Genomic DNA, 25,320 nt, shown 5'->3' on the forward strand with positions numbered 1-25,320 from the left:
ACGGCGTTCCGGGGGCGTCGCGGGCGACCATAACACCGGCCCGCGCCGGTGCCGGGTGGCTCGGGTTCGGGAGTGACGGGGACGGGCTATTCGATCTTGCCGTCGCGTCTGAGCTGGGTCATCATCGCGTCGATCTCGCGGAGTTCCTCGTCGCGTTCGGCGGCGGCCTGCGGGTCGGCGAGGCGCCAGAGGCGTTCGAGCTCCTCGGCGGCGCGGACGCGGTTCGCCTCGCCGACGCCGGCGGCGCGCCAGGCGAGCTCGCGGATCTGTTCGGCGGCGGCGGGGTCCTTGTCGAGGAGGCCTTCGACCTCTTCGAGGACGCTTCCGGCGTGGCGGACGAGGTGGGAGAGTTCGGCGGCGAGCGCGTCGGGCTTCGTCGCGCCGGGGCGGGCCTGGAGTCGGGCGGCGGCCCAGAGGAGTCCGGCGAAGGCGCCGGTGACGAGGGGTGTCGCGGCGAGGCCGTACCAGAGGTTCATCCAGGGGCCTTCGCCGTTGGGGGCGAAGAGGATGAACCAGGCGGCGGTGGGGGCGGCGAGGATCGCGAACCACCAGTAGGCGAGGCGTTCGGCGGCGGCGTACCAGCGGGGCTTGGCGCCGCCGAAGCCGTCCTTGGCGCCTTCGAGGCGGTCGATCGCGGCGTCGGCTACGGCTTCGGAGACGCCCGGCGCGATGAGGTAGTGCGCTTCGTCGGGCCTGCGCTGCCGCAGCCAGTAGGCCTGCGTCACGGGGTGCTCCTCTCGCGGGGTCTCCGTGACACGGTATGCCAGGGGGTCCGCGCGGAGATCAGGGGAGGATCGAGTCGACGTAGCCGCCGTCGACGCGGACGGCCGCGCCGGTGGTCGCCGTGGCGAGCGGGGAGCTGAGGTAGGCGACGAGGTTGGCGATCTCCTCGGGCTCGATGAGGCGGTGGAGCAGCGACTGCGGGCGGTGCTCGCGCATGAAGCGACGTTGCGCCTCGTCCCAGGGCAGGTCGGGGTCGACGAGCTGGTAGACGAAGTCCTCGACGCCGCCGGTGTGGGTGGGCCCGGCGATCACGGAGTTGACGGTGACGCCGGTCCCGGCGGCGTGCTTGGCGTAGCCGCGGGTGACGGCGAGGAGCGCGGTCTTGGTGGTGCCGTAGTGGATCATCTCCTCGGGCGTGACGACCGCGGAGTCGCTGGCGATGTTGAGGACCCGGCCCCAGCCGCGCCCGATCATGCCGGTGAGGTGGCGGCGGATGAGGCGCACCGCGGCGAGGACGTTGACCTCCCAGTACCGGCGCCATTCGTCGTCGGTGATCGCCATCGCGGGCACCGCGCCGAAGATCCCGAGGTTGTTGACGAGGATGTCGACGTGCGGGAGGGCCTCGGCCAGTTCGGCCTCGCCGTCCTCGGTGGCGAGGTCGGCGGGGGCCGGGAAGAACCGGTCGGCGCCGGTCTCGGCGGCCAGGCGCGCCACGGCGGCGTCCACTTTGGCCCGGTCGCGGCCGTTGACGCCGACGTGCGCCCCGGCGAGCGCGAGGGTGCGGGCGATCGCCTCGCCGATCCCCTGCGTGGAGCCGGTGACGAGCGCGGTCCTGTCGGTGAGGTCGATCGCGATCATGGGCCCACGCTACCCCGGGAGGCCGAGGTCGCGGCGCGGGTCGCCGACCATGGTCGCGGGGTCGACGACGCGGTCGAAGTCGGCGGGGTCGACGCCGAGGGCGAGGGCGGCCTCGCGGAGGGTGGTGCCCTCGTGGTCGGCGCGGTGGGCGATGGCGGCGGCCCGGTCGTAGCCGACGTGGGGGCTGAGCGCGGTCACGAGCATGAGGGAGCGGTCGACGTGGGCGGCGATGCGCTCGCGGTCGAGTTCGGTGCCCTCGACGCTGTGGACGCGCAGGGACTCGGCGGCGTCGCCGAGGAGGCGCGCGGAGTGCAGGACGTTGCCGATGACGAGGGGGCGCATGGTGTTGAGCTCGAAGGTGCCCTGCGATCCGGCGGCGGCGACGATGGCGTCCTCGCCGATGACCTGTAGGCACACCATGACGGCGGCCTCCTGCTGGGTCGGGTTGACCTTGCCGGGCATGATCGAGGAGCCCGGCTCGTTCTCGGGCAGGCGCAGCTCGTGCAGGCCCGCGCGGGGCCCGGAGGCGAGCCAGCGCATGTCGTTGGCGGCCTTCATGAGCGCGACGGCGACGCCGCGGAGCCCGGCGCTGGCGGCGACCAGGGCGTCGAGGGAGCCGAGGGCGGCGAACTTGTTGGGCGCGGTGGTCAGCGGCAGGCCGGTGAGGTCGGCGAGCCGGTCGGCGAGGGCCTCGCCGAAGCCGTCGGGGGCGTTGATGCCGGTGCCGACGGCGGTGCCGCCTGCGGCGAGTTCGGTGACGGGCGCGAGGGCCTCGCGGAGGCGGCCGGCGGCGGCTTCGAGCTGGGCCGCCCAGCCCGACCACTCCTGGCCGACGGTGAGCGGGGTGGCGTCCTGGAGGTGTGTGCGGCCGATCTTGACCACGTCGACCCAGGCCTCCGCCTTGGCCCGGATGGCGGCGGCGAGCGCTTCGACGCGCGGGAGCGTGCGGTCGCGCACGGCCAGGAGCACGGCGAGGTGCATGGCGGTGGGGAAGCCGTCGTTGGTGGACTGGCCGAGGTTGACGTGGTCGTTGGGGTGGACGAGGCGGCCGGTGCCCAGGCCCCCGCCGAGGAGCTGGCTGGCGCGGTTGGCGATGACCTCGTTGACGTTCATGTTGGTCTGGGTGCCCGAGCCGGACTGCCACAGGCGCAGGGGGAACTCGGCGTCGAGGTCGCCGTCGGCGACCTCCTTGGCGGCGGCGGCGATGGCGGCGGCCGGTTCGGGGGCGAGGCGCCCGGCCTCGCCGTTGACGAGGGCGGCGGCGAGTTTGACCAGGCCGTAGGCGCGGCACAGCTCGGCGGGCATCCGGTCCTCGCCGATGTCGAAGTGGAGGAGGGAGCGCTGGGTCTGGGCGCCCCAGTAGTGCTCGGCGGGGACCTCGACGGCGCCGAGGGCGTCGCGCTCCTCGCGGGCGCCGGTGGCGCCCGTGCCGATCGGCGGCTGGTCGGAAGCCATGTGGTCACCTCGATCCGCGCGGTGTGCGCACGCGGACCGATGCTACTCGGGGAGTCGGGTCGCCGTCCGGCCCTTCGGCGCGGCCGGACCGGAGCAAGCGCTTGCGCATCGATGACAGTCAATGTATTCTGGCGATACCCTCACGGAAGTTTCACTGGAAGTTTCGGCTTGAGTGGTCTCACCGTTGACGCCGGCCCGCTCGTACTTCCGGGACGCGCCGCCCCACACCGTCGATGATGGACTGTCGCCTCCGGTCAGACAAGGAATCTGCCATGGCATCATCGAACGGCCCACGACTCACCCCGGTCGCGGACGGACCCCCGGCACCCGCCCGCACGAGGCCCGGACTCCGGTTCGCGCTCGTCCTGCTGGCCTCGATCGCGGTCGTCGCCGCGATGGCCCTCGCACCCCGGATGCAGAACGCGGAGGCGGCCGACCTGAGCGCCCTCTCCGAGTTCGACGGAGAGGACTGCAACGTGACCGTACCGGGCAGCTGGGCCTCGAATACGCTGCTCCCCGACCCCTTCACCAAGATCGACGGCACCCGCATCACCTCCAAGGCGCAGTGGGAATGCCGCCGCGCCGAGATCAAGGAGCTCGCCGAGCGCACGATCTACGGCGACAAGCCCGCGCCGCCCGACAGCGTCACGGGCACGGTGACCTCCTCGCGGATCACCGTCAACGTCAGCGACAACGGCCGCAGCGCGAGCTTCTCGGCCACCGTCCAGCTGCCGAGCGGCTCCGGGCCCTTCCCGGCAGTGATCGTCTACGGCGGCTTCGGCGCCGACACCGCCACGATCCTCGCCACCGGCACCGCGATCATCAACTTCGACCCCAGTTCGGTGGGGGCCGAGGGAACCTCGCGCAATAACAAGCAGGGCGCGTTCTACAGCATCTACGGCGCCACGAGCTCGACCGGCATCCTCATGGCGCAGGCCTGGGGCGTCAGCCGCCTCATCGACGTCATCGAGCAGTCCGGCGGCTCGGTCCTCAACGACCGCACCGGCGTCACCGGGTGCTCCCGGTACGGCAAGGGCGCGTTCGTGGCCGGCGCCTTCGACCAGCGTGTGGACCTCACGATGCCGATCGAGTCCGGCACCGGCGGTGCCCCCGCGCTCCGCTCGATCGCGCAGGAGAGCGGCTCCCAGCCGCTGAGCAGCGCCTACGGCGAGCAGCCGTGGCTGGGCGACGCGTTCAGCGCCTACACCTCCAACCCCGCCGGCCTGCCCGTGGACACCCACGAGATGGTCGGCATGGTCGCCCCGCGCGGCCTGTTCCTCATGGAGAACCCGCACGTCGACTGGCTCGGCGCCCGTTCGGGCAGCGTCGCGGCGCTGGCCGGGGCCGAGATCTACAAGGCGCTCGGGGTCGAGGACAACATCTCGTACCACTCCAACACCTCGAACGGGACGCACTGCGCGACCCGCTCGGAGTGGCAGGGCCCGCTGCGCCAGAGCATCCAGGCGTTCCTGCACGACAGCGGCAACCCGCCCGGGATCATGAACATCCACCCGAACAAGGCCGGGAACCTCGCCCAGTGGCGCAACTGGACCACCCCGACCCTGAGCGACGACCCGGGCCAGACCACGCCGCCGGAGGAGACCACCACGCCGGGCGAGGAGCCGACGACGCCGGACGACGAGACCACCCCGCCGCCGACCGGTTCGGGCTGCACGGCCGTGGTCGACGTCGTCAACGAGTGGAACGGCGGCTGGCAGGGCAACGTGCTCGTCACCGCCGGGAGCGGCGCCGTCAGCGGCTGGACGGTCTCGTGGACCTGGCCCGCGGGCCAGCGGATCACGAGTTCGTGGAACGCGTCGGTGACCAGTTCGGGCTCGACGGTGACCGCGACGGACGTGGGCTGGAACGGGACGGTCCAGGCCGGCCAGACCAGCAACGTCTTCGGGTTCGTGGGCAGCGGCGCGGCCGTGTCGCCGACGGTGACCTGCACGGCGGATTAAGGAAAGCGGCGGCGGCCCGCCGGCCGGGCCGCCGCCGTTCCGCCTCTACTGACCGGTCGGCCGGTCGAATCCGTCACAATCGACTCCCGCGATGTGAGCGATCATCGCCACTCCTTGGTACGTTCCGAGCCGTGCCCCACGCCGACCGCGGCGCCCCCGCCGACCAGCCCAGCTCCGTCAGGCTGCGCCGCCTCGCCCTGCCGATCTACGGCCCCACCGTCCTCATCTCCATCGGCATGGGCGCGGTCGTCCCGCTCATCGCGCTCTCGGCGCTCGACCTCGGAGCCACCGTCACCCAGGCCGCGATCGTCGTGGGCCTCATCGGCTTCGGGCAGCTGTGCGGCGACCTGCCCGCCGGGGCCCTGGCACAGCGCTTCGGCGAGAAGCGCGTGCTCCTGGCCGCGTGCGTCGTCGAGGCGACCGCGCTCGTCGTCGCCTCCCGCACCGGCTCGCTCGCGGTGCTCGCCGCCTGCGTCTTCGCGATCGGCCTGTCCTCGGCCGTGTTCGGACTGGCGCGGCACGCCTACCTCTCGGAGGCCGTCGCGATCGGCTTCCGCGCCAGGGCGCTGTCGACCCTCGGCGGGACGTTCCGGATCGGCTCGTTCATCGGCCCGTTCGTCGGCGCGCTCCTCATCGAGCAGCACTCCTTCGGCGCCACCTACGCGTTCGCCGCCGCCACGAGCCTGGCGGGCGGCCTGCTGAGCCTCGCCCTGCCCGACCTGCCGACCGCGCGCCGACCCGAAGCGCCCGCCCCTGCGCGCCAGAGCATGTGGCGGGTGCTGGCCGAGCACCGGAAGGTCTTCGCGACCGCCGGCACGGGGGTCTTCCTCATCATGATCGCCCGCGCCTCGCGTCAGGCGATCATCCCGCTGTGGGCGGCCCTCCAGGGGCTCGACGCGACCACCACGAGCATCATCTTCGGGCTCGCGGCCGGGGTCGACATGCTGCTGTTCTACCCGGGCGGGGCGATCATGGACCGCTTCGGGCGCATGTGGGTGGCCCTCCCGGCGATGATCGTCATGGGCGCGGGGTTCCTCCTGCTGCCGCTCTCGGGCACGGCCGTGGCGATCGGCCTGGTCGCGTGCTTCATGGGCCTGGGCAACGGGATCTCCTCGGGCATCGTGCTCACCATCGGCTCCGACGTGGCCCCTGACGAGGGCCGCCGCCAGTTCCTCGGCGGCTGGCGCCTGTGCGCCGACCTCGGCAACGTCGCGGGGCCGGGGCTCATCAGCCTCGTGTCCCTGGCGTTCCCGCTCGCGGCCGCCGCGGTCGCGCTCGGCCTCATCACCTGGTTCGGCGCGGGCTGGCTCGCGAAATGGGTCCCGGTCTACGACCCGGCGAGGAAGCCGCTGGAGTCGGCGAAGGTCTAGGGGGCGCGCTCCTCGGTCCAGGCGGCGATGCCGTGCTCGGTGAGAATCGCGTCGAACGCGGCCTCGGCGGCGCCCAGCAGCGGCGCGTCCGGGCCTAGCACCGAGGGCAGCAGGCGCGGCGGGTCGTCGCGGCGGAAGCCCATGAGCCCGGCCTCGTAGGCCTCGGTGAAGGCCGGCTCGGCCGCGCGCCGCAGCTCGGGGGCGAGCCCGCCGAGGCTCACCACCTCGGGGTCGAGGACGTTGACGAGCCCGGCCGCGCCGCGCCCGAGGACCGCCGCGCATTCGGCCACGGCCGCGCGGGCGGCGGGGTCCACGAGCGCCTCGATGAGGTAGGAGCGCGGGTCGTCGGGCTCGGCCTCGCCGCGCAGTCGTGCCACCGCCCGGCCGTCGACCGCCACGTCCCAGCACCCGCGCGCCCCGCACGGGCACGGCACGTCCGGGTCGCCGAAGGGCGCGTGCCCGAACTCGCCGCCCGCGCCCGAGGCGCCGGTGACGGCCCGGCCGCCGTCGACGAAGATCCCGCCGATGCCGGTCTCGATGGTGAGGAACAGGACGCTGCGGCCGGGGTGGGCGAGGCGGGCCTCGGCGAGCCCGGCCAGCGTCGCGTCGTTCCCGAGCGCCTGCGACACACCGGGAAGCAGCGGCGGGACCTCCACGTCGCGCCAGTTCAGGACGCTCGCCTGCTCGATCCGGCCGCGCCGCACGGTCCCGGCGGTGGAGACCGAGACGGCCCGCACGCGCCCGCCGTGGCGCCGCGCCAGCTCCCCCACGGCCTCGCCGACCGCGGCGAACACCCGCTCGGGGCGCTTGGAAGCGTGGCGGCCCGCGGTCGTGTCGGCAAGGGCCCCTTCGAGGTCGCAGACGGCGACGCGCCAGTCGGACTGGCGGATGTCGACCACCGCCGCGAGCGGCCCGTCCGGGTGGGCGTGCAGCGTCGAGGTGGGGCGCCCGCGGCCCGAGGGCGGCGCCGGGCGCTCGGCGATGAGGTCGAGCGCGCGCAGGCGGGAGCTGATCTCGGTGGCGGTCCCGCTGCCGACCCTGAGGGCGCGGGCCGCCTCCGCACGCGTCACGCCGGGCCGGGCGCGCACGAGTTTCAGCAGGTCGAGCGCGCCGCTCCAGCGGGCGGCCTCGGCCCGGCCGACCCTCGCGGGCGGCTCGTCCCCCGCATTGGGGCCCGTCGCTTGCACCGTGTCACCACCACCATTTATCCTCGTCTTACGAGTTTATTTCAACCCCGGAGGGCTTCATGCGAAGCTACAGCAACCGCGGAGCCGCCCTGCCCCACACGGGCGGCGAACCGGCCTCAGTCGACGGACATACACGGCACCAGTGCACCCCCGCCACGGCCGCCGCGCACCGCGAAGCGGTGCCCCGTGGCGATTGACGAACGCACCCGGCCCGCGCCGCCCGCCGACGACCGCGAGGTCGACCGCGCCGTCGGCCTCGCGCAGACCGCCATGGGCTACCTCGTGGCCTGCTTCGGCCCCTACCTCGCCGGCATCGCCGCCGAACTCGACCGCTCCCCCGCCGGCCTCGTCTGGCTCACCTCCACGTTCGGCGCCGGGCTCGTCCTCGCCGCGGTGACGGGCCCGTTCGTGCTCCGCGCCGGCGCGGGCCTGGTCCTGCGCCTCGCGTGCGCCGCGATCGCCCTCGGCGCCTTCGGGATGGCGCTGAGCCCGCACCTTGTCGCGGCCGGCGCCGGGTCGGTCCTCGTCGGACTCGGCTGCGCCGCCATCGCGCTCGTGACGCCCTCGCTGCTGCGCGGCCCCCGCGCCGCGCGCCGGATAGCGCTGGCCGTGGGCGTCGCCAGCGCCGCCGGGGTCTGCGGGCCGCTCGCGTTCGGGGCCTTGGAGTCGGCGGGCCTGCCGGGCCGGTGGGCGATCCTCGCGGCGGTGCCGGTGCTGGCCGTGGTGCTGACACGGCGCACGGTGCCCGCGCCGGTGGAGGCGCCGGTCGCCTCGGCGCGGGCGCCGGTGGGTCCGGCGGCGCTGGCCTGGCTGCGGATCGTCCTCGGCGTCGGGTGCGAGTTCTGCTTCGTGGTGTGGGCGGTCGCGCGGCTGGCGGAGACGGGCGTGTCGCTCGGGGCGGCTTCGGCGCTGGGTGCGAGCTTCGGCGTGGGGATGGCGCTGGGGCGCCTGGTCGGGCCGCGGTTCGTCGACCGGTCCTGGGCGGTGACGGCCGCGGCGGCGACCACGGCGGCGGGGACGCTGCTGGTGTACGCGGGCGAGGGTCCGTTCGCGGTGACCGCGGGCATCGCGGTCGCGAGCCTGGGCATCTCGCCGCTGTACCCGATCATGCTGGCGCGGCTGGTGGCGGTGCCGGGGCTGACGGTGGGGCACGCGGCGTCGATCGGGTCGCTGGCCTCGGGCACGGCGATCCTGGCGGCCCCGGCGGCGCTCGGGTGGCTCGACGGGCTGGTGGGGATGCGGGAGGCGTTCCTGCTGCCGATCCCGCTGCTGGCGCTGCTGCTGGTGCTGAGCCGCCGCCGCTGATTGCGACGAGGGCCCCGAGACTGAGTCTCGGGGCCCTCGGTCGTTCAGTTCGCCTCGTCGTCCTTCTTCTTGGTGGCCCGGAGCGAACCGGCGTGGGCCCGTTCGGTCGGGTCGGCGCGGGTCTTGATGAGGCTCGCGATCGTGACGATGACGAGGATGCCGATGACCACGCCGAGGCTGAGCGGGGTCGGGATCTCGGGGATCGAGGTGTTGATGTCGACGTGGGCCCAGTGCATCATCAGCTTGAAGCCGATGAAGAGCAGGATGAGCGACAGGCCGGTGGAGAGGTAGACGAGGCGGTCGAGCAGGCCCTTCACGAGGAAGAACAGGGCGCGCAGACCCAGGAGCGCGAAGGCGTTGGCGGTGAAGACGATGTACGCCTCTTGCGTGACGCCGAAGACCGCGGGGATGGAGTCGAGCGCGAAGAGGAGGTCGACGCTGCCGATCGCGATGAGGACGATGAACAGCGGGGTGACGACGCGGCGGCCGCCCTCCTTCGCGAAGAGGCGTCCGCCGATGTAGTCGGCGCTGACCGGCAGGAACCGCCGCGCGCCGCGGACCATGAGGTTGGTCTCGATGTCGGGGTCCTCGTCGCGGTGCCGGAACAGCTGGATCGCGGTGTAGACGAGGAGCAGGCCGAACAGCAGGAACATGAACGAGAACGAGTTGATGAGCGCGGCGCCGAGCGCGATGAAGATCGCGCGCATGACGAGCGCGAGCACGATGCCGAAGGTGAGCACCTTGTGCTGGTGGTGGTCGGGGACGGCGAACGTGGTCATGATGATGACGAACACGAACAGGTTGTCGACCGAGAGGCTCTTCTCGATGATGTAGCCGGCGAAGTACTCGGTGCCGGCGCCGTTGCCGTACTGCGACCCGAACCAGATGCCGAAGGCGATGGCCACGGCGATGTAGAACACCGACCAGGCCGTGGCCTCCTTGAACCCGACGTGATGCGGCCGAACCGCCGCCAAGATCAGATCCACCGCCAGCAGTGCCACGATGAAGCCGATGGTGACCGCCCAAGTGAGTGGGCTGATATCGAGCACGTTGCCTCCGTCAGATTGCCATCATTGCGACTGCGGGCTGACATCACCCGCAGTGCCCCGAATCCTAACGGCATGTGCGGGGCCCGACCACGACTACCCCGGCGTCCGCGACCCGAATCGGGCGGTTGCGGCGCTGGTGGGCGGCTGAATCGGATGGGGGGTCGCAAACCACGCGGGGCGGCGTTCAGCGGTCGTCGGCGGCCCGGAACGCGTCGAGGGCGGCCGTCTGCATCGGGCCGAGCGCCAGCGCGGGCCGGGCGGGGTTGGGGTGGACCTCGGCGGCCCGCCAGTACTCGGGGCGCACGCTGGTGGCGACGCCGATGCGGCGCAGCTGCTCGCTGAGGTCGTCGTAGAGGGCCTGGGCGTCGAAGAGGTAGACGCGGTCGATGGACCAGGCGCCCGCGACGGGGACGCGCGGGCCGGTCATGACGAGGTAGTAGTCGAGTTCCTCGGAGTCGGTCATGTCGAGCAGGCCGTGGTTGCGGGTGTAGTGCTTGACGTTGACGGTGCGCCCGGCGAGGGCGCCGCTGCGGAAGCGGCCGTCGACGGGGCTGCCGGGGACCGGGTCGAGTTCGATGTCGAAGACCTGCGCGGCGATCCAGTCGGAGAGGTGCCCGGAGACGACGGGCCGCCCGACGATGTCGGTGATGCGGGCGTCGATCCGGTTGCGCTCGTGGATCAGCATGGCGATCGACGTGAGTCCTGCGGTGTCCATCTGCGCTCCTCGGGATCAGCCCCCTCGGCACATGGTACCGAGCCGCGGGAGGAGGGCGGCGTTCCCGATTCGCGGTGCGCGCCGTTCAGGCACGGAGAAGCCCACCGCCCCGGAGGGCGGCGGGCGGTGATCGGGTTGCGCTAGACGGCGTTCCAGCCGCCGTCGCTGGCGAGGACGACGCCGTTGGTGTTGCTCGCGTCGTCGCTGAGGAGCCAGGTGATGGCGGCGGCCAGCTGCTCGGGCTGGGCCGTGCCCGCGGCGTTGCCGAAGTACGGGCTCAGGCGCTCGTAGCCGAACTGGGACTTCGGGACGGCCTCGATGTTGGTGGCGACACCGCCGGGGGCGACCGCGTTGGAGCGGACGCCGTCCTTGCCGTAGACGACCGCGACACTGCGGGTGAGGCCGATGACGGCGTGCTTCGAGGTGGTGTACGCGGCGCCGGCGGCGGAGCCGCGCAGGCCGGCCTCGGAGGAGACGTTGACGATCGCGCCGCCGCCTCCGGCGGTCATGACGGGGAGCACGGCGCGGACAAGGCGCATCGGGGCGGTCACGTTGACGCCCATGACGCGGTCCCAGGTGGCGTCGTCGACTTCGCCGGCGGGCAGGAAGCCGTCCATGATGCCCGCGACGTTCGCGAGGCCGTCGATCCGGCCGTCCGCTGCGGCCACGACCCGGGCGATGACGTCGCCGTCGGTGAGGTCGCCCGCGACGGTGCGGACGTCGATCTCGGCGGCGAGCTTGTCGAGGCTCTCCTGGTTGACGTCGGCGGCGATCACCGTGGCGCCCTCGGAGGCGAGGCGGAGCGCGGTCGCGCGTCCGATGCCCGATCCGGCGCCGGTGACGATGACGGTCTTGCCGCTGAAGCGGTCTGCGTTTGCCATTGGTTTCCCCCCTGGGTCCGGGGCCGTCCGCCCGGTCGGCGCGCGGCCCGTGTCGCAGTATTCCCCCGGGTCGGGCCCGGGGCGGTGATTCGACCGATCTCGTGAATCAAGTCAATCACCTGCCTTAACAGTAACGCCGTCCAGAACATTCCGCCTGCTCCGCGGGGGTATGACCTCCGTCATCACCCGCAGTCGGGGCCGGACCGCACGAGCTCGCCGACAGCGGCCGTCGCGACCCGTCCGACCGCCAGGAGCCGGTCGGCCAGGACTTCGGGGTCGAGCGCCTCGCCGTCTTCGGCGACCCAGGCGGAGACCAGCGCGGTGGTGCCGCTCGCGACGAACAGCGCGAAGTCCTCGGCGAGGCGGCCCGGCAGCGCCTCGCCGTACCTCGCCTCGATGGAGGCGCGCGGCAGCGGGGTGAGGACGCGGCTGACCGCCTTGGTGAACGCGAAGGCGCTCGCGGAGGAGAAGACGGCCCGGTAGAAGTCCCGGTGCTCGGCGAAGTGCCGGGCGACCGCCAGCGCCCGCTCGCGCCCCGCCTCCGCGGTCGCCTCCCCGAGCCCGGCGAGGTCGCCGCGGGCGAGGTCGAGCGCCGCTTCGAGCAGCAGCCGGTCGCGGTCGCCGAAGTGGAGGTACACGAGCTGGCGGCTCACCCCCGCGGCGTCGGCGATGTCGGAGACGGGGACGTTCGCGGTCCCGCGCTCGCTCACGAGTGACACCGCGGCGCCCATGAGGGCGGCGCGGGTTCGTCGCACCCGGCGGTCTTTGGCGGGTGACGGGGGGTTGAAACTCACCTAGCGAGGTTAGACAGTTGTCAACGTATCGACAAGTATTCGATGAATTGACCAGGTTGTCGCAGGTGGGTGAAGGCATGGTTCCCCAAGAGCCGGAAAGCGTTTGACGCCTGGGCGAGGGAGCGGTGCGCGTGAAGGTGCGCCGCCGAGCCCGCGGGCGGGTTCGACGCCACGGCGCCGGAGCAATGCACGCGAAACTGCGCCTCCGAGACCACAGGCGGGTTCGACGCCACGGCGCCGCGACAATGACCGCGAGTTCGCTCTCCGAGCCCACGGCGGGTTCGACGCCACGGCGGGTTTGCACTACGGTCGCCGGATGCGAACGCCCCCGCCTCCGGAAGTCGTCGCCGCTTTCGGCGGCGACGCGCCCGTCCCGCTCCAAGGCGGGCAGGGCGAGACCTGGCTAGCCGGGACCGTGGTCCTCAAACCGGCCTGGTTCGCGGCCGAATCGCGCTGGCGCGCTTCGATACTCGCGGCCCTGCCGGAGACCGGGGGCTTCGGGGTCGCCCGTCCGGTCCGCGCCGCCTCCGGCGACTGGCTGCATTCGGGCTGGGAGGCCTGGCGGCACGTGCCGGGCCGGACCGACCCGACGCGCTGGGACGAAGCTGTGGCGGCTGGCGGCGCCTTCCACGAGGCGATCGCGGGAACCGCCCGCCCGGACTTCCTCGACGAACGCGACAACCGGTGGACCCGCGCCGACCGCGCCTCCTGGGACCTGGCCCACACCGAGGCCGAGCCGCTGACCGCACGGCTCCTGGCGGCCCGGCGGCCGGTCTCGGCGCGCCCGCAGCTCGTCCACGGCGACCTGCTCGGGAACCTCGTCTACGCACCGGGATCGCCGCCCACGGTCATCGACTGGGCACCATACTGGCGCCCCGCCTCGTGGGCCGCTGCGGTGACGGTGGTCGACGCGCTCTGCTGGCACGGCGCGGGCGGGTCGCTCGTCGAGCGCTGGTCCGCGATGGAGGAGTGGACCCAGATGCTGTTGCGCGCCATGCTGTTCCGGATGCTCACCGACGCCGAGCTCGAACGCGGATCGTGGCGGCCGCATCCGGCCTACGCCCCGGTGGCGGCGCTGCTCCTGGCCCGAGCCGACCCTTAGCCGAGAACCGGCCGTGCCTTGCGCCGGTCAGCGACCTTCGACCCGTCTTCCCACGTGCGCGTCGCTGGTCGGCTCAGTGGCCGCGCTGACATCGGCCCGAGCGGACCACCGGCCGGGCCGACCGGCCGACCCTGCGCCGACCGGCACCGGATCGTTCTGAGTACACGGCACCCACCGGCCCAGCGGCGGCGCAGATCCCGATCCGACCACCGGCCCAGCGGCGGCGCTGAACCCGATCCGACCACCGGCCGCACTTCCGGTCGTCCCCGGCCCCTCTCACCGACCGGCACTCGGCCTTCCCACCCACAAGTCGCTGGTCTGCACCCACGTGCACCGACTTCTCACCTGGTGCAAGTCCCCCACGGTGCCAGGCGCCGACCATCGCCGAGCCCTCACCGGCTCGGCGGTGTCTCGCCGCGCGGGAGGCTGAGAAACTCCTGCGCACCCGGTTCCCAACCCTCGCAAGCGTTGCCGCCTGACGGCTCGCACCCACTTCAGCCGCCCTCGCAACCGGCGAGATGCAGGCGTCTCAGTCACCCCGCGCATGCGCGTGCCGCAGTCGCCGGGCTCGAATTCGAGTGCCTCGGTCCCCCGCGCGATTGCGGGCGCCGCAGTCACTCTACGTCGACGGCGTCCACGTAGAGCCAGTCGCCGCCGACGCGCTCGAACGCGCTGTGCTCGCTCTGCACGCCGGGCCCTTCGGCGTCCTCGAAGTGGGCGCGGAATTTCACCGTGCCCTGTGTGTGGAGCGGGGAGCCGCCGGTGGTCGCCAGGATCTCCAGGCCGGTCCACCGCCGGTCGTCGTCGAGTCCGATCCGGTCCGGGCGGGTTCGCGGGTGCCAACTGCGCAGGAGGTAGGCCTCGTCGCCGACCGCGAAGGCGCTGTAGCGCGAGCGCATGAGCGCTTCAGCGGTCGGCGCGGTCGCGGTTCCGGCATGGAAGCGCCCGCAACAGGCGGCGTAGGTCTCCCCGGACCCGCAAGGGCACGAGGACGGTCGGGGCTTGCGGGAACGTCTGGGCATCCTGGGATTGTGCCCTAGGCGAGCGGCGCTGGTTTCCAACGCCCGCCATCAGTTGCTCAGCCGCTCGCCCGGCTGCGTCTCAGCCGCGCAATCCGGCCACGCACTCGACTGTGCAGCTCAACCGTACGACTCAACCGTGCGACCCGACTGTACGACTCGGCGGCCGACCCGACCGACCGCGGTTCGTCCGACGCCGAGCCCGGGCCCGACCCGAGACGCCACTCCCGCCGAGTTCCGGGTCGAAGCGATCGGCCGTCGGCGGGCCTCGACTCCCTCGCATGTGCAGTCCGGCGCCTGAGTAGAAGGTTCGACCGGGCTTCCGCGGCTCGAATCCACGCGGAGGGTTCCCGGGCCGACCCGCTCGGTACCGCATCGGACCGGCACCGACCACGTCACGGCAATCGACCGATCCCCGGCGAACCCCGCCACCGCAACCGACACGACCGCCTCGCCGCCCCCACCTGCCTCGCCGAGCCCCGGTCGCCACTCGGCACCCGGACTTCAGGAATTCGCCTTGGTCTGGAGAATTCCTGCCGTCGCTCCCCGCGCGGAGCCGTTTGCCGTCCCGCAATCCTCGCGAACCGCCATCGGCGACCAGTCCATACGGGTCGGAAGGGCCGCCGTGAGCGGGGCCGCCCAGGCTTCCCCGGTCGGGCCGTCGCTCAGCACGCGGCAGGCGCCGGGTGCACCGGGGACCCGACACGAGGTTCGGGCCCGGCCCGCGGAAAACCCCCGCAGGCCGAGCCCGAGCGCCGTGTCAAAGTCGCCGATCATGAAGCCACTTCGTCAGCAGCCCTTCAGGTATGGAGTCACGACCTCGGCGTATGCCGCGTGTCCGGCGGCGTTGGCGTGGAAGGACTCCAAGGTCCCGACGTAGCCGAGAATCCAGGGGTCGGCCGAGCAGATCTCGTGCCCGGTGAAGGCGTCGCGCACGTCGGCGAACTCGAAGCCGTGGTCGGCGGCGACTGCAGCGGTGGTCTCGGCGAGGAGGTCAGCCGCGTCGTTGAGGAGCGCCTGCTCGTCGGGCGTGATCGCCAGCGAGCCGGTGCAGGTGGTGCCGTTGAACAGGCGGGGGTTGCCGACCACGGTGACGTCGGCGCGCGGTGCGAGGTCGGCGACCTGGGTGTAGAGGTCGTCGAGTTCGGCCGGGAGCGAGTCGGTGATGAACGTCGTCGCGCCCAGGATCGCGCCTTCGCACAGGGCGGTGTCGGTGCCCGCGCAGGCGCCGAGGACCGTCGAGAACCCGGCGTCGTTGCCGCCCACGCCGATCGTGACGTCCTTGGTTCGGCGGTCGAGATTGCCGAGCTGGCCGGCCACTACGTCCTCGACGCGTGCGCCCGAGCAGGCGTCGAAGGAGAGTTCGGCGCGGATCTCGTCGGCGGCGAGGACCGGGTAGGAGTTGGCCGAGCGGTAGCAGCCGTCGTCGGCGAGGTAGTCCCCCGCGCCGGCGCCGGAGACGTAGGAGTCGCCGAGGGCGACGTACTCGGACTGGTGGTGCCTTCCGGCCGAGGCGGAGCCGCTCAGCGCAGCGCCGCAGAGGGCGGCGGCGAGGGCGACTGCGGCGACACGGCCCCAGCGGCCGCGTCGGGAGTGCGCTTGGGTGTTGGCTGACATGGACTGCTCCTTGTCGAGTCGGGGGCCGCGAGGCCCCGGGGAGTGCGGACATTCTATGCGGCGGACGCCGTTGCGGCGGTCCGGCTTTCGCCGGGAGGGTTGAGACGGAATGCGGCGAAGGCCGGCGGGCCCGCTGCCGTGCGAGGCCCGCGAGCGGTCGGCCCGGGCAGTGGTGAGCCGTTTCGGCCGAGCGCGCCAGACCTGCCGTCCGCTGCGAGGCCGCCGTCCACGTCCCGAACGTCCTCGACACGCTTGGGCCCGGGACCGATGCGTTTCGGCTCCGCGTCTCGTCTGCACGGGTGCGGCCGCCGGGCCGCCCGACCAGAAGGAGCGGCACATGCCGGAGAACGTCGAACTCGGAGTCGAGCACTTCGGAGACCCCGCCGCGCCGCTGGTGCTGCTCGCGGGCGGCACGACCATGCTCTCCTGGCCCGATCCGCTGTGCGAGGCGCTGGCGCGCGGGGGGCGCCACGTCGTGCGCTACGACCTGCGCGACTCCGGCGAGTCGACGACCGTGGACCCCGAGTCGCCCGCGTACACGTTGCGCGACCTCGCCGCCGACGCCGCCGCGCTCGCCCGTGAACTCGACGACCGGCCCGCGCATCTGGCCGGCATCGGCGTCGGCGGCATGGTCGCCCAGGTCGCCGCGCTCGACCACCCGGAGGCGTTCGCGGCCCTCACCTTGGTCGGGACGCGGTCGGTCGCGCCGGGTCCGGTCGACGGCGACCTGCCCGACCATGACCCCGCGATCATGAAGCGGCGGTTCGCACTCCCGAAGCCCGACTGGTCCGACCGCGCGTCAGTGGCCCGGTTCGCCGCCGCCGGAGCGGAGGTCCTCGGCGACGACCCCGCCGCCGCGTACGCCAGGGCCGAACGCGTCTTCGACCGCGCCCCGAGCACGGATCCGGCGATCCAGAGTGCCAACCACCTGGGCATGGTCTTCGCCCGACTCGACTGCGCGCCCCGATGGAGGGAGCGCCTGCCCGAACTCGCGGTGCCGACCCTCGTCGTGCACGGCCGCCTCGATCCGTTCTTCCCGGTCGGCAACGGCGAGGCGCTCGCACGCGAGATCCCCGGCGCCCGGCTGCTCGTCCTCGAACATGCCGCGACCGCACTTCCCGACGCGACCGCCGACGAGGTCGCCGCGGCCATGCTCGCGCTGTAGGACGCTCCCGGCCGGGTTCAACCGAGTTCGCGCGCCGCCATCTCCTTCGCCAACTCCGCGGCTCCGGATCGGGGATCGGCACTCGCCAAGGCTCCGTTGACGAGCAGGAAGAGCTGCGCGGCGGCGCGTTCGGGCCGGGCGTGCCCGTTCGCAGCGACGGGAACGGCCCGCGGCGGTGGCCGCGGGCCGTTCCGTTCGGTTCGCTACCAGTTGAGGTAGGGGGTCACGACGTCGGCGTAGGCGTCCTGGCCGGCGGCGTTGGGGTGGAAGGACTCCAGGGTCCCGACATAGCCGAGGAGCCACGGGTCGGCAGAGCAGACGGCGTGGCCGGTGAAGGCGTCGCGCACGTCGGCGAACTCGAACCCGTGGTCGGCGGCGACGGCCGCGGTGGTCTCGGCGAGGAGGTCCGCGGTCTCGTTGAGCAGCGCCTGCTCGTCCGGCGTGATCGCCAGCGAGCCGGTGCAGGTGGAGCCGTCGAAGAGGCGGGGGTTGCCCACGACCACGACGTCGGCGTCGGGCGCCTTGGTCTCGACCCGGGTGTAGAGGTCGTCGAGCTCGGCCGGGAGCGAGTTGGCGATGACGTTCTGCGCGTTGGCGATCGCCGCCTCGCACAGGGCGGTGTCGGTGCCCGCGCAGGCGCCGAGGACCGTCGAGAACCCGGCGTCGTTGCCGCCCACACCGATCGTGACGTGCTCGGTGTTACCGGGGCGCAGGTGGCCCAGCTGCTCGGCCACCACGTCCTCGATCCGGGCGCCCGAACAGGCCTCGAACCACAGGCGCTCGCCGATCTCCTGCGCGGCCTGCTTCGGGTACGCGTTCGCCGAGCGGTAGCAGCCGTCGTCGGCGAGGTAGTCCCCCGCGCCGACGCCGGAGGCGAACGAGTCGCCGAGCGCGACGTACTGCTGGATGGTGATGTCCGCCGAGGCGGGAGCGGCCAGACCGGCGACGCCGAGTCCGGCGGCCGCGGCGACCGCCGCGACGCGGCCGATGACGCGTCGCGACTTGCCTTCTTTGAAGGACACTTGGTCTCCTTGCTGTCGTCAGGGCCGGCGGCCCGGCCCGGTGGGGCTGGCCGCCGGAGGACCGCGCCATTGTACTCGGCCTAATCCCTTGTGGCGCACTGGAAACAGTGAGTGAATGCGGTCCCGGGAGTTGCGGCGCGGCAGAACCGCCGAGTCGAAAGAGTTTCCGGCGCTTGGCGATCGGTTCGCGTCGGCCTCGCGGCCTCGAGGGAGGGAATCGGCGGCGGCGCATCGCCGTCCGCGCCTCGGGACGGTGCGCCGACGATTTGGAAACAGTTTCCGCACCCGGCTATCCTGGAGCGGTGCAGCAGACGAGCGAGCCGGGCCGACCCCGTGCGACCCTGACCGAGGTGGCCGAGCGCGCCGGGGTCTCCAAGGCCACCGCCTCCAAGGTGCTCAACGGCCGCCCCGGCGTCGCCGAGGCGACGCGGCGGCTCGTGCGCGAGGCCATCGCCGAACTCGACTACGTGCCGAGCACGGGCCCGCGTGAATCGCCTGCGCCCCAGTCGATCCACGTCGTGTTCGACACCATCTTGAACATGTACGCCGTGTACGTCCTCGATGGACTCATCGGCGGCGGCAGGGAACTCGGCGTCGAGATGGTCACCGATTCGCTCGAATCCGAGGCCACTGCGCAGGACCGGCCGTTCGGCGTGGGCCGCGTCAAGGAGATCGCCGCGAGCGGCGCGGCCGGGCTGGTCGTGGTGACCGCCCAGCTCACCGGCGAGGAGATGGACGCGTGCGAGCAGGCGGGCCTGCCGCTGGTGGTCATCGACCCGGCGAACCCGCTCGACGAGCGCGTGACGAGCATCGGTGCGACCAACTGGGCGGGCGGCGTCCAGGCCACCCGGCACCTGCTCGACCTGGGACACGAGCGGATCGGCTTCGCGGGCGGGCCCGCGCAGTCGGTTCCCGGGCGCGAGCGCCTGCACGGGTACCGGGAGGCCCTGGAGTCGGCGGGGATCGACCCGGACCCGGCGCTCATGGGCTCGGGCCGGTTCGAGGCCGAGTCGGGCGCGGCGCAGACCGACGCGATGCTGGACCTCGAAAACCCGCCCACGGCGATCTTCGCCGCCAGCGACTCGATCGCGGTGGGCGTCCTGCGGGCCGCCCGCAGGCGGGGCCTCGACGTCCCGGCCGACCTCAGCGTGATCGGCTTCGACGACACCTACAACGCGATGTGGGTCGAACCGCCCCTCACGACCGTGAAGCAGCCGTTGCGCCAGATGGGCCGCGTCGCCGCCCGCACCATCGTCGACCTCGCCGCGGGCAAGGTCCCCGACTCCCACCACGTGCAGCTCGCGACGACCCTCGTCGTCCGGGAGTCGACCTCACGCCCCCGGGCTCACTGAGCCTCGGTGCCGGACCCGTCGAGCGCCCGCTCGTAGGCGAGGAGGGTGTCCACGAAGGTCCGCCGCTCGGCGGCGGTCAAGGGGGCCAGGGCTTTTCGCCAGGCCGCGGCGCCGCCCGCGAGCCACGCCTCGATCTCGGGGCGCATTTCGTCGGTGAGCGAGACGATCCGGCGGCGGCGGTCGGACTCGTCCTCGCGGCGTTCGAGGACGCCCTTGCGGCTGAGGTCCCCGACCATGAGGCTCACGGTCGTCGGCGCCACTTCGAGCCGGGCGGCGAGGTCGTTGACCGTGGCCGGGCCGTCGAAGAGCAGCAGCGCGAGCAGCGAGAGGTGACGCGGGCTCAGCTCCAGGGAGCGCACCCGCTCGGGCACGGGCAGCCGCTTGGCGCGGCCGACCATGCGCGGCATGAGCAGCAGGAGTTCGCGAATCGAGTCGTCGACGCCGCCTCGGCTTGACACTGCTCCGCCCTCCGGTTATCTTTGCAATCAAATACTCTTTGCACACAAAGCAAAGAGACGCCTACGCCATGCTACCCGAGGGCGCGCCCCGCGCCCCTCGTTCGCATGCGCTGAACCGGGAGAACACCATGACCGTCCTCGTCACCGGCGCCCGCGGCAACCTCGGCTCGCGCCTCATCGCACACCTCCACTCCGGCGGCCACCGCGTGCTCGCCACGGCCCGCGACACCGCCGGGCTCGACGTCCCCACCGGCGTCGCCACCACGGCACTCGACCTCACCGCCGCAGAACCGGCCGTACTCGACGGCGCACGGACCGCCTTCCTCTATCCGACCTTCGGCGACATCAGCCCGTTCCTCAAGGCCGCCCGATCAGCGGGCGTCGAGCACCTGGTCCTGCTCTCCTCCCCCGCCGCGTACGACCCGATCGAACACGCCGGACCGATCGGCTTGGCCCACAAGGCGATCGAAGCGGCGGTGCGTGACTCGGGGATCGAGCACACGGTGCTGTACCCGTCTTGGCTCGCCACCAACGTCACCCGCGACTGGGGCGACCAGATCCGCGCGGGCAAGGTCGCCGTCGCCCACCCCGAATGGCGCGTCAACCCGATCCACCTCGGCGACTACGCCGAGGTCGCCGCCGACCTCCTCACCCGCGAGCAGTTCAGAGGCCGCAGCCTCGTGCTCACCGGCCCCGAGTCGCTGAGCCAGCGCGAGGTCGTCGCACAGGTCGCGGCGACGCTCGGCCGGCCGATCGAGGTGGAGGAGCTGACGCGCGCCGCCGCGCTGGCGTCGCGCCCGGCGTGGTTCCCCGAGGCAATGTTCGCCTCGCTGCTGGACGTGGCGGCGAACCTCGGCGACCGCCCCGCGACGGTGAACAACAACGTGGAGCGCGTGCTCGGCCGCCCGGCCCGCACGTTCGCGCAGTGGACGCAGGACGAGCGGGAGTCGTTCGGCGCGTAGGCGTCGCGGTCGGGGACGCTTCGACGGGTCTCGATTGAAACGATGGGCGGATGATCGTCGTCGAACGCGAGATCGATGCGCCCCCGGCCCGCAGCCTGAAGGCGGAGGCGGCCGCGTTCGCGGCGCTCGCAGAGTCGTGATGAGGCACGGTCGTCCCGAATCGGGGTCGTTCTGAATCGGAGCCGGGCCGAGGCGGGCTGAGACGCCGGCCGGACCGGCGGCCTCGGAGGGCGTTGTGGACGGTCATTGCGATGAGAGCGGTCACATGTTATGCTCGGCCGGTCGTTATATCGATTCAATTCGATGTTTCGATGTAGATGAGTTGCAGTCCCCCGTTGCAGTACCCGGTTCGACGATCCCGGCCCCCGGCATGCCCGCCTCGCCGACCCCGACCGACGTCCGGCCTCGCGCGCCCTCACCACCGTGGAGTTCGACATGCGCCTTCCCTCACTGAGACCCTCCCCCCGGAGGCGGACCCGCTGGTTCGCCGTCTTCGCGGCCGCCCTCGCGGGCATCGCCTTCCTCACCGCGCTCCCCCAGTCCGCCAACGCCGCGATCGACACCAGCGCCTGGTACAACATCGAGTCGCGCCATTCCGGGCTCGTGCTCGGCATCCGCGCGGCCTCGACCGAAGGCGGCGCCGAACTCGTCCAGTGGAGCAGCAACGGCTCCCAGGACCAGCAGTTCCGCTTCGTCGACGTCGGCAGCGGCTACTACAAGATCCAGGTCCGCCATTCGAACCTCGTCCTCGACGTGTGGGAGTGGAACGCCGAGGACGGCGCCACCATCGCCCAGTACACCGACCTGGGCGGCACCAACCAGCAGTGGCAGATCACCGAAAGCGGCGGCTACTACAGCTTCGTGAACCGCTTCTCGGGCAAGGCGCTCGACGTCTGGGAGTGGTCGACCGCCAACGGGGGCAGGATCTCCCAGTACACCGCGACCGGCGGCACCAACCAGCAGTTCCAGCTCGTCGAGGTCGGCGGGTCGCAGACCGGCTACGAGATGGAGGACCTGGGCCGCGGCGTCACCGTGGTGCCCGCCAGCGGCGGCAACCTCGTCTCCTGGCGGCTCCTGGGCACTGACGAGTCGAACACGGCGTTCAACGTGTACCGCAACGGGACTCTGCTGAACTCCTCGCCGATCACCGGCGCCACCAACTACCTCGACACCGGCGGTTCGGGGACCTACACGGTCGCGGCGGTGAACGGCGGCAGCGTCGGCTCCCAATCGAGCGCCGAGGCGGTGTTCAACTCCAGCGGGTACAAGGACATTCCGATCCAGCGGCCCGCGGGCGGCACCACGCCCTCGGGCGAGTCGTACACGTACTCGGCCAACGACATGAGCGTGGGCGACCTCGACGGCGACGGCCAGTACGAGTACATCGTCAAGTGGGACCCCTCGAACGCGAAGGACAACTCGCAGTCGGGCTACACCGGGAACGTCTTCATCGACGCGTACGAGCTCAACGGCACGCGTCTGTGGCGGATCGACCTGGGCCGCAACATCAGGGCGGGCGCGCACTACACCCAGTTCCAGGTGTACGACTACGACGGGGACGGCGACGCCGAGATCGCGATGAAGACCTCCGACGCGACGGTCTCCGGCACCGGCCAGGTCATCGGCAGCTCGGGCGCGGACTACCGCAACTCCTCGGGCTACATCCTCACCGGCGCCGAGTACCTGACGATCTTCAACGGCGCCAACGGCGCGATCCTCGACACGATCAACTACCAACCGGCCCGCGGCACGGTCTCCTCGTGGGGCGACAGCTACGGCAACCGCGTGGACCGCTTCCTCGCCGGAACGGCCTATCTGGACGGTGCGACGCCGTCGATGATCTTCGCTCGCGGCTACTACACGCGCTCGGTGATCTGGGCCGTCGACTTCAACGGCACCGATTTGGTGTCGCGGTGGGTCTTCGACTCGAACTCGGCGGGCAGCCAGTACACCGGGCAGGGCGCGCACAGCCTCTCGATCGCCGACCTCAACGGCGACGGTCGCCAGGACGTGGTCTACGGCGCGATGGCGGTCGGCTCGAACGGCGCCGCGCTGTGGAACACCGGCTTCGGGCACGGCGACGCACTGCACGTCTCGGACTTCGTGCCGAGCCGCGCCGGGCAGGAGGTGTTCATGCCGCATGAGAACAGCTCCGCGCCGTCCTCGCACCTGAACGGCTCCAACGGTTCCGTGCTCTTCCAGACGAGCCCGAGCGGCGACAACGGGCGCGGCGTGGCCGCGAACGTCCTCGCCTCCAACCCCGGCGCCGAATACTGGTCCTCGAACGTCTCGGGTCTGCTCAACGCCTCGGGGTCGAACATCGGCTCGAAGCCCGCGTCCACGAACTTCGTGTCCTGGTGGGACGGCGACGGCGAGCGCGAGCTCCTCGACGGCACCCAGATCACCAACTACCCGTCCGGGACGCTGCTCTCCGGTTCGGGTGTGGCCTCGAACAACGGCACCAAGTCCACGCCGGGCCTGTCGGCCGACCTGTTCGGCGACTGGCGCGAAGAGGTGATCTGGAAGACCAGCGACAGCTCGGCGCTGCGGATCTACGCCACGCCGTACACGACGAACCTGCGCATCGCCACGCTCATGCACGACCCGCAGTACCGCGTCGCGATCGCATGGCAGAACACGGCCTACAACCAGCCGCCGCACCCGAGCTTCTACATCGGCTCGGACGTCACCTCCTACCCGTTCCCGAACATCACGACTCCGTAGCCCTCCTCCCCAGAAGACCGGGGCCCGCGACTCACCTCGCGGGCCCCGGTAGCGTGTCCGTCGTCTCCACGAAAGCGACTTGCGGTTGACGTAGCGTCAGGCCCTACCGTCGAGTCGGAAGGAGGGCGACATGCGAACCTGGACGACCACCGAGGTCACCCGCATCACCGGCGTGACCTCGCGGACCCTGCGCCACTACGACGCGATCGGCCTCCTCCAGCCGGTGGCGACCGGCCACGGCGGCCTGCGCCGGTACGGGCGGGGCGAACTCCTTCGCCTCCAGCGCATCCTGCTGCTCAAGCGCCTCGGGCTGCGCCTCGACGTGATCGCCGAGATCGTCGATGGGGCCCTGCCCGAGGTCGACGCGCTCAAGCGCCACGCCGAGCAGCTCGACGAGGAGCGCGGGCGCCTCGACCGCCTGGCCGCCACGGTCGCCGCCACCATCCGCCAACTCGAAGGAGACCAGACCATGACACCCGAGACCTGGTTCGACGGCCTCGACGCCGGCAGGCAGGCCGAGTACGAGGCCGAGGCCCGCCGCCGCTGGGGCGACGCGGTGGTCGACGCCGGGGACGCCGCCGTGCGCGCGATGTCCCCGGAGGAGCGCCGCGCCATCCCGGACGTGTTCGAGGGCTTCCACCGGCGCCTCGCCGAGCTGCGGGGCTCGGGCGAGACCGCCGCCTCCGGACCCGTCCAAGCCGTCGTCGCCGAGCACTACGCCTTCATCGCGAAGGTGTGGGGCTCGACCCCGACCGCCGAGGCGTACCGGGGCCTGGGCGCCCTGTACACCGACGACCCGGCCTTCACCGCGACCTACGACGCCGTGGCCGAAGGCCTCGCCGCCTTCCTGCGCGAAGGCATGGACGCGTACGCCGACGCGAACCTCTGACGGACGGGCGCGGGCCGATGAATCCGGGCGGCCCGCCTCGTCCAAATCGAGTACCCCGAACTGACCGAGGAATGAGGACCGCACCATCATGGCCGACGACGCCCTTGAATTCGAGACGACCATTACGCAGGTGACGCGCCTGCTCGACGGCCTCGACGACGCGGCCCTGGCGGGCCCGACACCGTGCGCGGAGTACACGCTCGCCCAGCTGCTCAACCACTTCCTCGGCCTCGCCACCGCCTTCACCGGCGCGGCCAAGGGCGAACGCGGACCGCACACCGACACCCCGCCCGGCACGCCGCCGACGGCCCTCGGCGCCGACTGGCAGCGCGAGCTCGCCGACCGCCTGCGCCTTCTGGCGGAGGCCTGGTCAGCGCCCGAGGCGTGGCAGGGCGAGGCGACCGCCGGGGGCGTCACGCTGCCCGCCCGGATCATGGGTCTGGTGGCGCTCAACGAGGTCGCCGTGCACGGTTGGGACCTCGCGAAGGCGACCGGGCGGTCTTACACGCTCGACCCGGCCGTCCTCGCCGCCTTGACGGCCTTCGTGTCGCACGACGCCGACGACCAGGCGGCCCGCGAGGGCGTCTACGGTCCGGTCGTCCAGGCGCCCGAGGACGCCGACCCGCTGGAGCGCTTCATCGCCCTGACGGGCCGCGACCCGCGCTGGAAGCGTTGAACGCCGGAGGGCGCCAGGCGCTCTCCGGCGATCCAC

22 protein-coding genes are annotated in these 25,320 nt (G+C 72.4%); 10 read left to right on the plus strand and 12 right to left on the minus strand.

The window, feature by feature from the left end; all coding sequences use genetic code 11:
- Positions 1–86: 86 nt before the first annotated feature.
- The 3 genes from E9998_RS15715 to E9998_RS15725 are packed head-to-tail and all read right to left on the minus strand — an operon-like array spanning position 87 to position 3,036.
- Complete coding sequence (locus E9998_RS15715; protein WP_136530646.1) at positions 87–725, minus strand: hypothetical protein; 639 nt, start codon at positions 723–725, stop codon at positions 87–89.
- Between the two features lie 58 nt (positions 726–783).
- Positions 784–1,578: an SDR family NAD(P)-dependent oxidoreductase gene (locus tag E9998_RS15720; RefSeq protein ID WP_136530692.1), complete on the minus strand. Its 795-nt coding sequence runs from the start codon at positions 1,576–1,578 to the stop codon at positions 784–786.
- A gap of 12 nt (positions 1,579–1,590) precedes the next feature.
- Entirely contained in the window at positions 1,591–3,036 is a 1,446-nt protein-coding gene (locus E9998_RS15725; protein ID WP_136530647.1) for a class II fumarate hydratase, read from the minus strand.
- A 272-nt stretch (positions 3,037–3,308) separates the two neighbouring features.
- On the opposite strand from E9998_RS15725, the gene E9998_RS15730 reads away from it, so the two are divergent.
- Together E9998_RS15730 and E9998_RS15735 are read left to right on the plus strand one after the other, a co-directional pair.
- The gene (locus tag E9998_RS15730) at positions 3,309–4,997 is read left to right on the plus strand and encodes a cellulose-binding domain-containing protein (RefSeq protein WP_136530648.1); all 1,689 of its coding nucleotides are present in this window, start codon (positions 3,309–3,311) and stop codon (positions 4,995–4,997) included.
- 131 nt (positions 4,998–5,128) lie between these two features.
- Positions 5,129–6,367 carry an MFS transporter gene (locus tag E9998_RS15735; protein WP_204745471.1) on the plus strand — a complete coding sequence of 413 codons (1,239 nt, stop codon included), beginning with the start codon at positions 5,129–5,131 and terminating at the stop codon, positions 6,365–6,367.
- Here E9998_RS15735 and E9998_RS15740 read toward each other — a convergent pair.
- Positions 6,364–7,554, minus strand: a complete 1,191-nt coding sequence (locus tag E9998_RS15740) for an ROK family protein (RefSeq protein WP_204745472.1) — start codon at positions 7,552–7,554, stop codon at positions 6,364–6,366. The genes E9998_RS15735 and E9998_RS15740 overlap by 4 nt on opposite strands.
- Before the next feature lie 186 nt (positions 7,555–7,740).
- Between E9998_RS15740 and E9998_RS15745 the strand changes: the two genes are divergently transcribed.
- Positions 7,741–8,859, plus strand: coding sequence for an MFS transporter (locus tag E9998_RS15745; RefSeq protein WP_136530649.1), 1,119 nt, complete (start codon positions 7,741–7,743; stop codon positions 8,857–8,859).
- Between the two features lie 44 nt (positions 8,860–8,903).
- On the opposite strand, the gene E9998_RS15750 is transcribed toward E9998_RS15745, so the two are convergent.
- The 4 genes from E9998_RS15750 to E9998_RS15765 form a co-directional block, all read right to left on the minus strand.
- On the minus strand, positions 8,904–9,908 hold the full coding sequence (locus tag E9998_RS15750; RefSeq protein WP_136530650.1) for a TerC family protein: 1,005 nt from the start codon (positions 9,906–9,908) through the stop codon (positions 8,904–8,906).
- A gap of 184 nt (positions 9,909–10,092) precedes the next feature.
- Positions 10,093–10,623, minus strand: coding sequence for a hypothetical protein (locus tag E9998_RS15755; protein WP_136530651.1), 531 nt, complete (start codon positions 10,621–10,623; stop codon positions 10,093–10,095).
- Between the two features lie 140 nt (positions 10,624–10,763).
- Positions 10,764–11,504 carry an SDR family NAD(P)-dependent oxidoreductase gene (locus E9998_RS15760; protein WP_136530652.1) on the minus strand — a complete coding sequence of 247 codons (741 nt, stop codon included), beginning with the start codon at positions 11,502–11,504 and terminating at the stop codon, positions 10,764–10,766.
- A gap of 182 nt (positions 11,505–11,686) precedes the next feature.
- A complete protein-coding gene (locus E9998_RS15765; protein ID WP_204745473.1) occupies positions 11,687–12,259 on the minus strand; it encodes a TetR/AcrR family transcriptional regulator in 573 nt (190 codons plus the stop codon).
- Between the two features lie 355 nt (positions 12,260–12,614).
- On the opposite strand from E9998_RS15765, the gene E9998_RS15770 reads away from it, so the two are divergent.
- Entirely contained in the window at positions 12,615–13,400 is a 786-nt protein-coding gene (locus E9998_RS15770) for a TIGR02569 family protein (protein ID WP_136530653.1), read from the plus strand.
- A 614-nt stretch (positions 13,401–14,014) separates the two neighbouring features.
- Here E9998_RS15770 and E9998_RS15775 read toward each other — a convergent pair.
- Positions 14,015–14,422, minus strand: coding sequence for a YchJ family protein (locus E9998_RS15775; protein ID WP_136530654.1), 408 nt, complete (start codon positions 14,420–14,422; stop codon positions 14,015–14,017).
- A gap of 786 nt (positions 14,423–15,208) precedes the next feature.
- Complete coding sequence (locus E9998_RS15780) at positions 15,209–16,036, minus strand: SGNH/GDSL hydrolase family protein (RefSeq protein ID WP_158299830.1); 828 nt, start codon at positions 16,034–16,036, stop codon at positions 15,209–15,211.
- A 337-nt stretch (positions 16,037–16,373) separates the two neighbouring features.
- Between E9998_RS15780 and E9998_RS15785 the strand changes: the two genes are divergently transcribed.
- Positions 16,374–17,201, plus strand: coding sequence for an alpha/beta fold hydrolase (locus E9998_RS15785; RefSeq protein ID WP_136530656.1), 828 nt, complete (start codon positions 16,374–16,376; stop codon positions 17,199–17,201).
- A gap of 203 nt (positions 17,202–17,404) precedes the next feature.
- On the opposite strand, the gene E9998_RS15790 is transcribed toward E9998_RS15785, so the two are convergent.
- On the minus strand, positions 17,405–18,223 hold the full coding sequence (locus tag E9998_RS15790; protein WP_136530657.1) for an SGNH/GDSL hydrolase family protein: 819 nt from the start codon (positions 18,221–18,223) through the stop codon (positions 17,405–17,407).
- Positions 18,224–18,525: 302 nt separating this feature from the next.
- Here E9998_RS15790 and E9998_RS15795 point away from each other — a divergent pair, with 302 nt between their 5' ends.
- Positions 18,526–19,575, plus strand: coding sequence for a LacI family DNA-binding transcriptional regulator (locus E9998_RS15795; RefSeq protein ID WP_136530658.1), 1,050 nt, complete (start codon positions 18,526–18,528; stop codon positions 19,573–19,575).
- Here the strand turns inward: E9998_RS15795 and E9998_RS15800 are convergent.
- On the minus strand, positions 19,569–20,033 hold the full coding sequence (locus E9998_RS15800) for a MarR family winged helix-turn-helix transcriptional regulator (protein ID WP_136530659.1): 465 nt from the start codon (positions 20,031–20,033) through the stop codon (positions 19,569–19,571). The genes E9998_RS15795 and E9998_RS15800 overlap by 7 nt on opposite strands.
- Before the next feature lie 128 nt (positions 20,034–20,161).
- Here E9998_RS15800 and E9998_RS15805 point away from each other — a divergent pair, with 128 nt between their 5' ends.
- The 4 genes from E9998_RS15805 to E9998_RS15820 all read left to right on the plus strand — a co-directional run bounded on the left by E9998_RS15805 (position 20,162) and on the right by E9998_RS15820 (position 25,284).
- Complete coding sequence (locus tag E9998_RS15805; protein ID WP_136530660.1) at positions 20,162–20,995, plus strand: NAD(P)H-binding protein; 834 nt, start codon at positions 20,162–20,164, stop codon at positions 20,993–20,995.
- Between the two features lie 435 nt (positions 20,996–21,430).
- Entirely contained in the window at positions 21,431–23,719 is a 2,289-nt protein-coding gene (locus E9998_RS15810; RefSeq protein WP_136530661.1) for a rhamnogalacturonan lyase family protein, read from the plus strand.
- Between the two features lie 130 nt (positions 23,720–23,849).
- The gene (locus E9998_RS15815) at positions 23,850–24,608 is read left to right on the plus strand and encodes a MerR family transcriptional regulator (RefSeq protein ID WP_136530662.1); all 759 of its coding nucleotides are present in this window, start codon (positions 23,850–23,852) and stop codon (positions 24,606–24,608) included.
- An 88-nt stretch (positions 24,609–24,696) separates the two neighbouring features.
- The gene (locus E9998_RS15820; protein WP_136530663.1) at positions 24,697–25,284 is read left to right on the plus strand and encodes a TIGR03086 family metal-binding protein; all 588 of its coding nucleotides are present in this window, start codon (positions 24,697–24,699) and stop codon (positions 25,282–25,284) included.
- Positions 25,285–25,320: the final 36 nt, after the last annotated feature.

It is taken from the genome of Glycomyces paridis (assembly GCF_004912155.1).
GTDB lineage: Bacteria > Actinomycetota > Actinomycetes > Mycobacteriales > Micromonosporaceae > Glycomyces > Glycomyces paridis.